This window comes from Paracoccus aestuariivivens, from assembly GCF_009711225.1.
In the GTDB taxonomy this organism is placed as follows: domain Bacteria; phylum Pseudomonadota; class Alphaproteobacteria; order Rhodobacterales; family Rhodobacteraceae; genus Paracoccus; species Paracoccus aestuariivivens.
In genome coordinates this window covers 133225-145690 of record NZ_WMIE01000008.1, presented here as the reverse complement: position 1 = coordinate 145690, position 12466 = coordinate 133225, and the positions used below count along the sequence as shown (strand labels likewise).

Annotated in this window: 12 protein-coding genes and 1 tRNA gene; 7 read left to right on the top strand and 6 right to left on the bottom strand. The window is 60.9% G+C overall.

All coding sequences use genetic code 11. The annotated features are described in order from the left end of the window. Nucleotides 1–1332, top strand: a complete 1332-nt coding sequence (locus GL286_RS14205; protein WP_155096227.1) for a glutamine synthetase family protein — start codon at nt 1–3, stop codon at nt 1330–1332. A 29-nt stretch (nt 1333–1361) separates the two neighbouring features. On the opposite strand, the gene GL286_RS14200 is transcribed toward GL286_RS14205, so the two are convergent. Then, a tRNA-Arg gene (locus GL286_RS14200) sits at nt 1362–1438 on the bottom strand. Nucleotides 1439–1537: 99 nt separating this feature from the next. Then, nucleotides 1538–2035 carry a GNAT family N-acetyltransferase gene (locus GL286_RS14195; protein WP_155096226.1) on the bottom strand — a complete coding sequence of 166 codons (498 nt, stop codon included), beginning with the start codon at nt 2033–2035 and terminating at the stop codon, nt 1538–1540. A 283-nt stretch (nt 2036–2318) separates the two neighbouring features. Between GL286_RS14195 and GL286_RS14190 the strand changes: the two genes are divergently transcribed. The 6 genes from GL286_RS14190 (at nt 2319) to GL286_RS14165 (ending at nt 7392) form a co-directional block, all read left to right on the top strand. After that, on the top strand, nt 2319–3419 hold the full coding sequence (locus GL286_RS14190) for a sulfate/molybdate ABC transporter ATP-binding protein (protein ID WP_155096225.1): 1101 nt from the start codon (nt 2319–2321) through the stop codon (nt 3417–3419). After that, nucleotides 3416–4414 (top strand): sulfate ABC transporter substrate-binding protein, encoded by a 999-nt coding sequence (locus GL286_RS14185; protein WP_211596345.1) that lies wholly within the window; start codon nt 3416–3418, stop codon nt 4412–4414. Before GL286_RS14190 ends, GL286_RS14185 begins: the two co-directional genes overlap by 4 nt. Next, nucleotides 4411–5253 (top strand): sulfate ABC transporter permease subunit CysT, encoded by an 843-nt coding sequence (gene cysT / locus GL286_RS14180; RefSeq protein WP_155096224.1) that lies wholly within the window; start codon nt 4411–4413, stop codon nt 5251–5253. The genes GL286_RS14185 and cysT overlap by 4 nt, the downstream gene beginning before the upstream one ends. Then, nucleotides 5250–6074: a sulfate ABC transporter permease subunit CysW gene (cysW, locus tag GL286_RS14175; RefSeq protein ID WP_155096223.1), complete on the top strand. Its 825-nt coding sequence runs from the start codon at nt 5250–5252 to the stop codon at nt 6072–6074. Before cysT ends, cysW begins: the two co-directional genes overlap by 4 nt. Before the next feature lie 61 nt (nt 6075–6135). After that, nucleotides 6136–6861 carry a molecular chaperone DjiA gene (locus tag GL286_RS14170; RefSeq protein WP_155096222.1) on the top strand — a complete coding sequence of 242 codons (726 nt, stop codon included), beginning with the start codon at nt 6136–6138 and terminating at the stop codon, nt 6859–6861. Between the two features lie 60 nt (nt 6862–6921). Further along, nucleotides 6922–7392: a hypothetical protein gene (locus tag GL286_RS14165; RefSeq protein ID WP_155096221.1), complete on the top strand. Its 471-nt coding sequence runs from the start codon at nt 6922–6924 to the stop codon at nt 7390–7392. Here GL286_RS14165 and GL286_RS14160 read toward each other — a convergent pair. From GL286_RS14160 to GL286_RS14145, 4 genes are read right to left on the bottom strand one after another with little or no spacing between them, the layout of a single operon-like run. After that, entirely contained in the window at nt 7389–8600 is a 1212-nt protein-coding gene (locus GL286_RS14160; RefSeq protein ID WP_155096220.1) for a glycosyltransferase family 4 protein, read from the bottom strand. The two genes, GL286_RS14165 and GL286_RS14160, sit on opposite strands and share 4 nt — an antisense overlap. Further along, on the bottom strand, nt 8600–10192 hold the full coding sequence (locus GL286_RS14155; protein WP_155096219.1) for an ABC transporter ATP-binding protein: 1593 nt from the start codon (nt 10190–10192) through the stop codon (nt 8600–8602). Before GL286_RS14155 ends, GL286_RS14160 begins: the two co-directional genes overlap by 1 nt. Then, the gene (locus GL286_RS14150) at nt 10189–11295 is read right to left on the bottom strand and encodes an ABC transporter permease (protein ID WP_155096218.1); all 1107 of its coding nucleotides are present in this window, start codon (nt 11293–11295) and stop codon (nt 10189–10191) included. The genes GL286_RS14155 and GL286_RS14150 overlap by 4 nt, the downstream gene beginning before the upstream one ends. Then, a complete protein-coding gene (locus tag GL286_RS14145; protein WP_155096217.1) occupies nt 11295–12440 on the bottom strand; it encodes a microcin C ABC transporter permease YejB in 1146 nt (381 codons plus the stop codon). The genes GL286_RS14150 and GL286_RS14145 overlap by 1 nt, the downstream gene beginning before the upstream one ends. Between the last annotated feature and the right edge of the window lie 26 nt (nt 12441–12466).

Genomic DNA, 12466 nt, shown 5'->3' with positions numbered 1-12466 from the left:
ATGGACTGGTTGCGTGACCATCCCGAAGTCAAGACAATCCGCGTTGCCGCCGCCGATCTGAACGGAGTCGCCCGCGGCAAACGCACCCCAGCAAGATTTGCCGACAAGCTATTGACCGAAGGAACAAAATTTCCGTTCTCGGTTCTGAACATGGACATCTGGGGCGAAGATGTCGAAGACAGCCCACTTGTCTTTCAGGCCGGAGATCCGGACGGGCTTCTTCTACCGACCGAGCGCGGCTTCATGCCGATGCCTTGGCTCGAAGCTCCGACCGGACTGCTGCCGCTCTGGATGTTCCACACGGATGGCACGCCCTATGACGGCGATCCGCGTCAGGCATTGGCCCGGGTCGTTGACCGCTACAAGGCCGCAGGCCTAACCCCCGTCGTCGCGACCGAGCTTGAATTCTTCCTGATCGACGATTCAGGCGGGCAATTGCGCGTCCCGCCAAGCCCGCGCTCTGGCAAACGCCGCACCGGAGCCGAGACGCTCAGCCTGCGCGCTCTGGACGCTTTCGACAGGTTCTTCACCTCGCTTTATGATGCCTGCGAGGCAATGGATATCCCTGCCGACACCGCGATCTCCGAGGCCGCTCCGGGCCAGTTCGAGATCAACATGATGCATCAGGCCGACCCGCTGAAAGCTGCCGACGATGCATGGCTGTTCAAACTGTTGGTCAAGGGGCTTGCCCGCCGTTACGGCTTCGCCGGTTCTTTCATGGCCAAACCCTATGAAAGCTGGAGCGGCTCGGGGATGCATATGCATTTCTCGATCCTTGATAAGGACGGAAAGAACATCTTCGACAACGGCGGCGACGAAGGCTCTGACCAGCTTCGCCATGCCGTTGCGGGCTGTCTGGCGGCAATGCCGGGTTCGACGCTGGTATTCGCTCCGCACGAGAACAGCTACGACCGGCTTGTGCCGAACGCCCATGCACCGACCGGCATCGGCTGGGCCTACGAGAACCGGACTTCGGCAATCCGCATTCCCTCCTCGGGTCCGAAAGCCCGCCGGATCGAGCATCGCGTCGCAGGCGGAGACGTAAACCCCTATCTTACGGTCGCCGCAATTCTCGGGGCCGCTCTGAACGGGTTGGAAGACAAGATCGACGCACCGCCCCCCATCAAAGGCAACGCCTATCAGCAGGGTCTGGCCCAATTGCCGACATCATGGGGCGAAGCCATCGACGCTTTCGATAACTGTCCACAGATCAAGCGTATATTCCCGGCACATCTGATCGAAAACTTCGTCATGACCAAACGGCAGGAACTGCATTACATGGCAGAACTCTCGGACGACGAGACCGTGGAACTTTATCTGGATACTGTCTGACAGTTCCGGCCAGTTCCGCGAAATTGGGATGGCGACCCCGCCAGGACTTGAACCCGGAACCATCCGCTTAGAAGGCGGATGCTCTATCCAGTTGAGCTACGGGGCCGTGCCGCCTTGATAGCGGGTCGGGGCGGGCTGTGCAACTCGGTTGCTGTTGCAATCCGAGTTACCATTATCCCGCCTTTACAACCGCTTGGCCAAACGTTTATGCGGCCCGCGAAAGCGAAAGGGTCATGTAGACGCTGTTCGGGTCCAGTCGGTAGCTACCGAAGGGGCCGCATTCGACAAAACCCACGCGCTCGTAAAGCTTTCGGGCAGGCAGGAACATCGGTTGCGATCCTGTCTCGAGGCTAAGGCGTGCAAAGCCCGAGCGACGCGCGTGATCGATCATCCGCTCGACGACAATGCGGGCAAGGCCGCGACCGCGTTCCTCGATCAGGACATGCATGGATTTGACCTCGCCGTGATCCGGACCCAGACGCTTGATCGCCCCCATGCCGACAGCGCGCCCACCATCGCGCAGGACGAAAAATGCGATGTCCGGATGCACCAGATCTTCGCGCGGCATCATGTGGATGGATTCAGGCGGGGTGTCCGCGTGCATATCCAAAGTATGCCGCTGGAACAGCAGTTCCAGATCGTCGGTCAGCGGACTCTCCAGCGCCAGAATCAACGCACCATCCTGTTCGATTTGCTCGCTCATCGTCATTCCCCGTTTCTCTCGAACTGCCATAGCAGAGGCCCATCCGCCGCAGAAGCCCGCTATGCGATGCCTTTGGCTAGTCCACCGAAAAATAAGGATATCCGCCGCGTAACAGACAAGTGAGGCCGAAGATTTTCCCCGTCTCATCCCCGACAAGGGAAATCCGGTTCACAAGCTGACCCAGCGCGGAAAATCCTTCGGGCCAAGACCGCCTCGCGCGACGGCGGTGAACTTGCCGGTTCGGCGGTCGAACGATACCTCTGGCCCGAACCGGGGAGATGCCATGTCGATCGCTATCGAAAACATGACCAAAAGCTTCGGCGGCACTTCGGTGTTGCGCGGGATCGACCTGACCGTCGAAACCGGCGAGCTGGTTGCGCTGCTTGGTCCTTCGGGGTCCGGTAAAACCACGCTGCTGAAAATCATCGCCGGTCTGGAATGGCCGAATTCGGGCGGATTGAACGTGAACGGTCAGGACTGGCTTGGCCTTGCCGCACAGGACCGCCGGATCGGTTTCGTCTTCCAGCATTACGCGTTGTTTCCGCATATGAGCGTGCGTGACAATATCGCCTTCGGCCTGACAGTTCGTCCGCGGGCCGAACGTCCGGGAAAATCCGTGATCGCGGCCAAGGTCGAAGAACTTCTGCACTTCCTGCAAATAGATCATCTGGGCGACCGCTATCCGGCACAACTCTCGGGCGGGCAACGCCAGCGGGTAGCGCTTGGACGTGCATTGGCGATCCAGCCGACCGTCCTGCTGCTGGACGAACCGTTCGGCGCTCTGGACGCCGCTGTTCGCCGCGACCTGCGCGCTTGGTTGCGCCGCGTCCACGAGGAAACCGGATCGACGACGATCTTTGTGACCCATGATCAGGAAGAGGCCTTTGAACTGGCCGACCGCGTCGTGGTCATGGGCGAAGGCCGGATCGAGCAGATCGGCAATGCCGATCAAATTCACGACCATCCCGCCTCGCCCTTTGTCGCCCGCTTCATGGGGGCAACAATCGAACTGCCGATCATGCTGAGCGCAGGTCGGGCCGAAGCCGTGGGCCTTGACGCGAGCCGCCTGCCCCGCCGCGCCTTGCCCGACGGACCGGCGACCTTGTTCATCCGTCCCGCCGACCTGACTCCGGTCAGCGATCCGTCGGGGCGTTGGCAAGTCAGCCGTTGCGCCAGCAATGGCGCGATCCTGCGGCTGGAACTGACCGACGGCGCTCAAACCATCCCCGTGGACCTGCCCCGCCGCGCACCCGAGGCCAAGGGGCTGGAGCGCGGCGTCCACGTCACGCTGCGACCCGAGGCGGCCGCTATTTTTTCCGGTCCCCGCCAGATGCAAACGCAGGCTCAAACAACCGAATTCGCCCGCAAGGAGAAGTCCCTATGATGATCACGAAACTCCGCGTTGCCGCGCTGGCGCTGATGGTCGGCGCGACGCCCGCATTGGCGCAGGACAAGATCCTGAACGTCAGCTACGATATTGCCCGCGAGTTGTTCGAGGCGCTGAATCCGGAATTCCAAGCCTATTGGAAAGAGAAAACCGGCAAGGACGTCACCATCGATCAAAGCCATGCCGGTTCGTCCAAGCAGGCGCGCGCAATCCTCGAAGGGCTTCCGGCCGATGTCGTGACCTTCAATCAGGAAACCGATGTGGACGTGCTGGCCAAGAACGGGCTGGTCGCCGAAAACTGGCGCGAGGCCCTGCCGAATGGCGCATCGCCCTATTACTCGCTGCCGGCATTCCTTGTCCGCAAGGGCAACCCCAAGGGCATCAAGGACTGGTCGGATCTGGCCCGCGACGATGTGCAGTCGATCTTCCCGAACCCCAAGACCAGCGGCAACGGGCGCTACACCTATCTGGCGGCCTATGCCTATGCGCTGCAAGAAAACGGCGGAGATCAGGCCAAGGCGCAGGAGTTCGTCGGCAAGATCTTTGCCAATGTGCCGGTCTTCGACACTGGCGGGCGCGCGGCGACCCAGACCTTTGCCGAGCGTAACATGGGTGACGTCCTAATCACCTTCGAGGCCGAGACCCGCGGCATCGCCAAGCAATATGCCGATCAGGGCTTCGAGGCCGTCACCCCCGCGACCAGCCTTTTCGCCGCTTTCCCGGTCGCCGTCGTGACCGAGAACGCCGAAAAGAATGGCTCGCTCGAGGTTTCCACCGAATACCTGAAATGGCTCTATTCGCCCGAGGCGCAGGAAACGCTGGCCGAGAATAACTTCCGCACCACCGACAAGGACGTCTCCGCCAAACATGCCGCCGACTTCCCCGAGGTCAAGCTTCTGACTGTCGATGACGTCTTCGGCGGCTGGGCCAAGATCAACTCCGAGCATCTGGCCGAGGGCGGGATTCTGGACAAGGTCTTCGTCAACAAATGACCGTCGCGGCCATCAAGCCGAAGCGCGTCCTGCCGGGGTTCACCTTGAGCCTCGGCACGACGCTGCTTTATGTGGCGCTGGTCATCCTTATACCGGTGATCGCGCTGATCCTGAAAGGCGCCCAGATCGGGCCTGCGCAATTCTGGGCCATCGTCACCTCGCCGCGCACATTTGCGGCGCTGCGCGTGACGGTGACAGCCGCAGCATTGGCCACGATCTTCAACGCCTTTTACGGTTTGCTGATGGCTTGGGTGCTGACCCGTTACGAGTTCCCCGGCAAGCGCATTCTGGATGCGCTGATGGATATTCCCTTCGCCCTGCCGACCGCTGTCGCGGGCATCTCGCTGACCGCGCTTTATTCCGCAAACGGCTGGTTCGGCACATATCTGGCCGGGACCGGTATCGAGGTCGTCTACACGCTGGCCGGGGTTACGCTGGCCATGGCTTTTACCTCGACGCCATTCGTCGTTCGCGCGATCCAACCCGTGCTGGAAGACCTTGATCCCGCCTTGGAACAGGCAGCGATGACGCTGGGCGCAAGCCCTTGGCAGATCTTCCGCCGCGTGGTGCTGCCTGCAATCTTTCCGGCATGGCTGGCGGGATCGACCGTCGCCTTTGCCCGCTCGCTTGGCGAATTCGGCGCGGTCGTCTTCATCGCGGGCAACCTGCCCTTCAAGACCGAGATCGCCGCGCTTCTCGCCTTCATCCGGCTCGAGGAATACGACTATCAGGGCGCGGCCGCCATCGCGCTGGTCCTGCTTGCGCTGGCCTTGGTGCTGCTGATCCTGTCGAACTGGCTGCAATTCCGGTCCGCGCGCCATCTGGAGGCCCGCTCATGAGCGTGACTGCCCTGACCCATGCCCCCGGCCAAAGTCGGACTGTCCCGCGCCTGTTGATCGGTCTGGCCTTTGTCCTGACCGCGATCTTTGTCGTGGCTCCCCTTGTTTTCATCTTCTGGCGCGCCTTCGCCGAGGGATGGGGCACTTATGTCGCCAATATCACCGATCCGACAACGCTTCACGCCATCGGTCTGACCACGTTGGTGGCGCTGATCGTCGTGCCGGTGAACATAGGCTTCGGCATCGCCGCCGCATGGGCCATCGCGCGCTTCCGCTTTCCCGGTCGCAAATTGCTGATGACGCTGATCGAGATCCCCTTCTCGATCTCTCCGATCATTGCGGGGATCTGCTACCTGCTGCTTTACGGTCGGCAAGGGTTGCTTGGCCCGTGGCTGGCCCATCACGACCTGAAGATCATGTTCGCCCTGCCCGGCATTGTTCTGGTCACCATGTTCGTCACGGCGCCCTTCGTCGCGCGCGAAGTTCTGCCCTTGATGCAGGCCCAAGGATCAGAACAGGAAGAGGCCGCCGTCACGCTGGGAGCCAAGGGCTGGCAGGTCTTTTCGCGCGTCACCTTGCCGAATATCCGCTGGGCCCTGCTTTACGGGGCTGTGCTTTGCACCGCACGCGCCGTGGGCGAATTCGGCGGCGTCTCGGTCGTGTCGGGGTCGATCCGCGGGCAGACCAATACCCTGCCCCTGCAGATCGAATTGATGTTCAACGACCTGAACACGACCGGAGCCTTCGCCGCCGCCTCGACCCTGACGGTGATCGCACTTGTCGTACTTGTGATCAAAGCGACGCTCGAGAGCCGCCGTTAAAGCAATATCTTGCGCCGCTTTGCCTGTGGACTTGAATCCCTCGCACGCCTAGGCTGTTTTCATGGACGCCGCGACCAAGGAACACCTCTCGGATTGCCCCGAACTGCCGAAGCCACGCAGCTTTTGGCAGCGGATAGCTGATCGTTTGGCGGCGATCGTGGGCGCGCGCCGCGCGGTCACGCCGCCGGAAAGGTCGGTGGCTTTCACCATCGCCGTCATCGCGCTTGGCGCAAAGCTCGCGAAAGCTGATGGTGCCGTCGCCCGATCAGAGGTTGCCGCCTTCCGGCGCGTCTTCATCATCCCCCGCGCCGAGGAAAAAAACGCCGCCCGCGTCTTTGATCTGGCGCGGCAGGACGTCGCAGGCTTCGATGCTTGGGCGCAGCGCATCGCAGCGATGTTCCCCGCGGGTGATCCGGTTCTGACCGACGTCATCGAAGGGCTCTTCGTCATCGCCGTCGCCGATGCCGACCTTCATGAAGCCGAAATCATCTTCATCGACGAGGTCGCCCGCATTTTCGGGCTAAGTCCCGCACAAGTCGCGACAATTCGCGCCCGCCATGATCGCAGCAACGGCTGCCCCCCTTGCGAGGTGCTGGGAATTTCGCCTGAAACGCCCCTGCCCGAGGCCCGCAAACGCTGGCGCGATCTGATCCGCGAGGCCCATCCCGACCGCGCCATTGCCCGTGGTTTACCCCCCGAAGCCATCCGCTTGGCCGAGGCCCGCACCCGCGCCCTGAACGAGGCATGGGACGCATTCCGCAATATGCACAGCCTGCGCACCGCCTGAGGCAGGGAACCGCGGCCACCGCTTTGCCGTTTCCAGATCACTCGATCGAGGAGACTACCCATGCAGAAACTCGCCGCGTACATTCTTGCTGGCACAATGGTTGCAGGTCTGGCCGTGGCCCAGACACCCTACGAGCCGCCGCCGTCGGATGAGCCGCAGAGCAATCTGGAAAGCGATATCGAAAGCGGCATTCAGGGCTTCATGGAGAAGTTGCTGAACGAAGTACAACCGCATCTTGACCAGCTTGGCCGCGATCTGAACGACACGGTCAACAGTTTCAGCCCGGTGCTGGATCAACTTGGCGGGCTGATGGATGATGTCGGGAATTATCAGGCCCCCGAGCGGCTGGCGAATGGTGATGTCCTGATCCGCCGCCGACCGGATGCCCCGCCTCCACCGCCGATCGGTAACACGCTGCGCGATCTGATGGCCCCGCATCATGGCGCGCCGCCGACCGAAGCCGCACCGTCCATCCCTGAACAGCCCCAACCCCAACAGGACGAGCCGAAAGAGCCGGATATCGAGCTTTAGGGCGTAAAGCTTTCAACCCATTCGACAAGTTTCGGAAGGCTATCAGATTTCTGGTCATAGCCGTCCAGAATTGTCTGCCGCGCCGCTGATCTGAGGCGCGCAGAATCTTGGGTCAAGGCTTCGATCAAGGCTGTCTCCAGCGCAGGCTGATCGAAGAACGGCACCAGCCGGCCGTTTTCTCCGTCGCGGATCAGTTCGCGCACAGGCTCGGTATCCGAGGCGACGATATTGCAGCCCGCAGCCATTGCCTCGGTCAGTGACCAGCTCAGGACGAAGGGATAAGTCAGATAGCAATGCGCGCGCGCGATCTGCAATAACGACAGATATTGCGGATAAGGCACGCGACCCAGAAAATGGATGCGCTCAAGATCCAGTTGGCCGTCGAGTTCGGCCAGCATCTTGGCTTTCCAGCTTTCGGCATCGCGCGGCAAGCCGCCATAGCTGACGCCGTCACCGCCGATCAGAACCACCTGCGCGTCGGGCCTCACGCGCATGACCTCGGGCAAGGCACGCATGAACCGGTGAAAGCCTCGATAGGGTTCCAGCGAGCGCGAAACATAGCTGAGCACCTCGTCCTGCGCGGACAGCACCCTGCCATTGGGCAGTTCCAACCGTGCCGAGGGATCGGGCCGCACCTTGTCCGTGTCGATCCCGTCATGGATCACGGTCAGTTTTTGACGCAATTCGGGCGGAAAGCTGTCGGCCTGATATCGCGTCGGTGACAGTCCGGCATCGGCCTGAACCAGCCCCTGAATCAAATGGGCCGAACGCGCCAAAGTGCTGACCCGACCTTCATCGCTATCGGGCGTGATCTCGGGATCGAAGCCGACATCCTGACCTCGGGTGCGGTACAACAGTTCAGCATAGACCAGAAGCTTCGCTTCGGGCCAGATCTCGCGCAGAAACAGGGTTTCGCCCCAGCCGGAGTGACCGAATATCAGGTCGGGAACGTAGCCGTGCCGATCCCGTAAGGCACGACACCCACGCGCCGCAAGCCAACCGCGTTCGGAATATTCCGCATAGGTTCTGGCCAGACCGCGTACCGGATTCTCCGCAGGCGGTGCCTTGTAGCGCACCGTCCGTACTGGCGAGGGCCGGTTGTTGCGCTCATCCGTCAGGGCAAGGACTTCGTGGCCGCGCGCAACAAGGGCCGGAGCGAGATGCAGGAATTGCCCCGGAAAATTCTGATGAACCAGTAGGATCTTCATCAGCCTTGCCCAAGAAACGCGGCTTCCATCAGATGACGGGTGTAATCGCTTTTGGGTGCGTCAAAGACCTCATCCGTGGTCCCCTGCTCGACAACCTCGCCCGCGCGCATGACCATGATCTGGTGCGACATGGCGCGAACCACGCGCAGGTCATGGCTGATGAACAGGAAGGCCAGACCGTGTTTACGCTGCAAACGGCGCAGTAATTCGACGATCTGGACCTGCACAGTCATGTCAAGCGCACTGGTCGGTTCGTCAAGGACAACCAGTTTCGGGTTCAGGATCATCGCCCGCGCGATGGCGATCCGTTGGCGCTGGCCGCCGCTGAACTCATGCGGATAGCGGTGCATGGTGCCGGGGTCCAACCCCACCTCGCGCATGATATGATCGACCATTTCGCGGCGGTCCCGCCCCTTTTCGACTCCGTGGACACCCAAACCTTCCGAGATGATCTGCTCAATGGTCATACGGGGCGATAGGCTGCCGTAAGGGTCTTGGAACACGATCTGCATGTCCCGCCGTAGCCCGCGCAACTCTCGTCCAGAAGTAGCCGAGATGTCACGACCCATATACAGGATCGGCCCGTCGCTTTCGATCAGACGCATGATCGCCAGCGCCAGCGTCGTCTTGCCCGAACCGGATTCCCCCACTACCCCCAATGTCTCGCCCGCACGGACAGACAATGTGGCCCCGTTCACCGCTTTTACATGTCCGACCGTCCGGCGCAGGAAACCGCGCTTGATCGGAAACCAGATTTTCAGATCGCGCGTCGCCACAACCTCGGCTGCATCGGGCGCAATGGGATCCGCGCGACCTTGCGGTTCGGCGGCCAACAGCATGCGGGTATACTCGTGCTGCGGATTGGCAAAGATCTGCTCGACCGGACCTTGCTCGACGATCTCGCCACCCTTCATAACGCAGACGCGGTCGGCTATCCGACGCACCAGACCAAGGTCATGGCTGATGAACAGCATCGACAACGCCTCGGCAGCCTTCAACTCGGCCAAAAGGTCCATGATCTGGGCCTGAATGGTCACGTCCAATGCCGTCGTCGGTTCATCCGCGATCAGCAGTTCGGGACCGTTTGCCAAGGCCATCGCGATCATCACGCGCTGGCGTTGCCCACCCGAAAGCTGATGCGGATAATCGGCCAGCCGCGTTTCGGGATCGCGGATACCGACCCGCGTCAGCAAGTCGATGATCCGCGCCCGCGATTTGTCGCCCCGCAGGTCCTGATGCAGCTCAAGGCTTTCGGCCAGTTGCTGTTCCAGCGTATGCAGCGGGTTCAGCGAGGTCATCGGCTCTTGGAAGATGAAGCTGATGTCGTTGCCGCGCACGTTGCGCAGGTCGGTTTCCGAGGCCCCGACCAGTTCGCGTCCGTCATAGCGGACCGAGCCGGAAAGCTGCGCCGCCTCTCCCAGCAGGCCCACCGTCGAAAGCGCGGTAACCGATTTGCCCGAGCCGGATTCACCGACCAGAGCCACCGTCTCGCCCTTGCCAACGGTAAAACTTACGCCTTTGACAGCCGGCACCACGTTTCCGTCCTGCCTGAAGCCGATCCGCAGGTCTGTTACGTCAAGAACCGGCGTCATCGGAAGGTCTTTCTTGGGTCAAAGGCGTCGCGGATACCTTCGAAGATGAAGACCAGAAGCGACAACATAATGGCGAATGAAAAGAACGCGGTGAAGCCAAGCCACGGCGCTTGCAGGTTCTGTTTCGCCTGCAACGCCAACTCGCCCAGAGACGGGGCCGAGGTCGGCAATCCGTAGCCAAGATAATCCAGCGCCGCCAAAGACGAGATCGTTCCGGTGACGACGAAAGGCAGCATCGTCAAGGTCGCGACCATCGCGTTCGGCAGGATGTGGCGGAACATGATCGTTCTGTCCGTCACGCCCAAGGCACGCGCCGCGCGGACATATTCGAAGTTGCGCGCGCGAAGGAACTCGGCCCGGACCACCCCGACCAATGCGGGCCAGCCGAACAGGATCGAGACAAAGACCAACAGCCAGAAGCTTCGGCCAAGGATCGCGAATAGGATGATAATCACGTAAAGCGAAGGGGTTGAGCCCCAGATCTCAAGCATTCTCTGGAAGATCAGGTCGGTGCGCCCGCCGAAATAGCCCTGCACCGCGCCCGCCGAAATCCCGATGACGGAACTGACAACAGTGACGATCAGCGTGAACAGGATCGACAACCGGAAGCCATAGATCACACGTGCCAGAACATCGCGCGACGTGTCATCCGTACCCAGCAGATGCGTGCTGTCCGGCGCACTTGGGGCAGTCCCGACATTGTTGATGGTGCGATAATGGAACGGGATCGGCGGCCATAACATCCAGCCTCTATCGACCTGCTCACCAGCGATCATGCCGGTTTCGCGGGCTTCTTTCTCGACCGCTTCGGGATCGTCCCAGCATTCCTGCCGTCCGCCCGTACGGATCAGGCATTGTACGCCGGGATCGGTATAAATCGCTTCTGTGCCGAAATCGCCGCCGAAGTTGGTCTCGGGGTAAAAGCGATAGGCCGGAAAATAGAAGCTTCCCTTGTAATTCACCACGATGGGTCGGTCGTTGGCGATCAACTCGGCGAAAAGCGAGGCGACGAAAAGGATCGAGAACAGGATCAGCGACCAGAACGCGCGCTTGTTCCGGCGGAAACTGCGCAGCCGACGCCGGTTGAGTTCGGACATCGCCATCAGCCTGCCCTCTTTTCGAAGTCAATTCGCGGATCGACCAGCACATACATCAGGTCGGACAGGATGCCGATCAGCAGCCCCAGCAGACCAAAGACGTAGAGCGTGCCGAAAATCACCGGATAGTCGCGTTGGACGGCGGCTTCGAAACCTAGGCGGCCCAGCCCGTCCAGCGAGAATATTGTCTCGATCAGGATGCTGGAGCCGAAGAAGACGCCCAGAAACAGCGCCGGAAAGCCCGCGATCACGATCAGCATGGCATTGCGGAAAACGTGACCGTACAGCACCTTCCGCTCGGTCAGGCCCTTGGCGCGGGCGGTCATGACATATTGCTTGTTGATCTCGTCAAGGAAGCTGTTCTTGGTCAACAGCGTCAGGGTCGCGAAGCTGGAAATCGAGGTCGCGATCACCGGCAGCGTGATGTGCCACAGATAGTCCTTTACCTTCCCGAACAGGGAAAGATCGGCAAAGTTGTCGCTGGTCAGGCCGCGTAACGGGAAAATCTGCCAATAACTTCCGCCGGCAAAGACCACCATCAGCAGCACCGCGAACAGGAAGGCGGGGATCGCGTAACCGATAATAATCGCGCCCGAGGTCCATGTGTCGAAGGGCGTGCCGTTCTTGACCGCCTTGCGAATACCCAGCGGGATCGAGATGATATAGGCGATCAGCGTGGACCACAGACCAAGCGTGATCGAGACGGGCATTTTCTCGATGACTAGATCCACCACCGAGATCGAGCGGAAGAAACTGGTTCCGAAATCGAAGCGCAGGTAATTGCCCAGCATGACCATGAAGCGTTGAGCCGCTCCGATCTTTTCCTTGGTGCAATCGGGTGATTTCAAGTCAGGCTCACCCTGATGGTCGGCCGTGCAGGTGATGCGGGCAAAACCCATCTGCACTTCCAGCTGATCCAGAAGTTCGGGCGGGATGCCGCGCGCGCCGGCATATTCGGTGGCCTGCGATTGCTGCGTGTCTCCGCCTGCCCCAGCGATGTTGCGAAAGGCATCGCCTTCGCCCTGCACACGGGCGATGACTTGCTCGATCGGGCCTCCGGGGACAAATTGAGTCAATGTGAAGTTGACCAGCATGATGCCGATCAGCGTTGGAATGATCAGCAGCAATCGCCGCAGGATATAGGCTGCCATGCGCCTTTCTCTTGTCTTATTCTGCC

Bases quoted from the DNA above. Each gene is read 5' to 3' on its own strand.
- GL286_RS14165 (WP_155096221.1), top strand. From the start codon at position 6,922: ATGCAGAAACTCGCCGCGTACATTCTTGCTGGCACAATGGTTGCAGGT.
- GL286_RS14145 (WP_155096217.1), bottom strand. From the start codon at position 12,440: ATGGCAGCCTATATCCTGCGGCGATTGCTGCTGATCATTCCAACGCTG.
- GL286_RS14150 (WP_155096218.1), bottom strand. From the start codon at position 11,295: ATGGCGATGTCCGAACTCAACCGGCGTCGGCTGCGCAGTTTCCGCCGG.
- GL286_RS14185 (WP_211596345.1), top strand. From the start codon at position 3,416: ATGATGATCACGAAACTCCGCGTTGCCGCGCTGGCGCTGATGGTCGGC.
- cysT (WP_155096224.1), top strand. From the start codon at position 4,411: ATGACCGTCGCGGCCATCAAGCCGAAGCGCGTCCTGCCGGGGTTCACC.
- GL286_RS14155 (WP_155096219.1), bottom strand. From the start codon at position 10,192: ATGACGCCGGTTCTTGACGTAACAGACCTGCGGATCGGCTTCAGGCAG.
- GL286_RS14170 (WP_155096222.1), top strand. From the start codon at position 6,136: ATGGACGCCGCGACCAAGGAACACCTCTCGGATTGCCCCGAACTGCCG.
- cysW (WP_155096223.1), top strand. From the start codon at position 5,250: ATGAGCGTGACTGCCCTGACCCATGCCCCCGGCCAAAGTCGGACTGTC.
- GL286_RS14190 (WP_155096225.1), top strand. From the start codon at position 2,319: ATGTCGATCGCTATCGAAAACATGACCAAAAGCTTCGGCGGCACTTCG.
- GL286_RS14205 (WP_155096227.1), top strand. From the start codon at position 1: ATGGACTGGTTGCGTGACCATCCCGAAGTCAAGACAATCCGCGTTGCC.
- GL286_RS14160 (WP_155096220.1), bottom strand. From the start codon at position 8,600: ATGAAGATCCTACTGGTTCATCAGAATTTTCCGGGGCAATTCCTGCAT.
- GL286_RS14195 (WP_155096226.1), bottom strand. From the start codon at position 2,035: ATGAGCGAGCAAATCGAACAGGATGGTGCGTTGATTCTGGCGCTGGAG.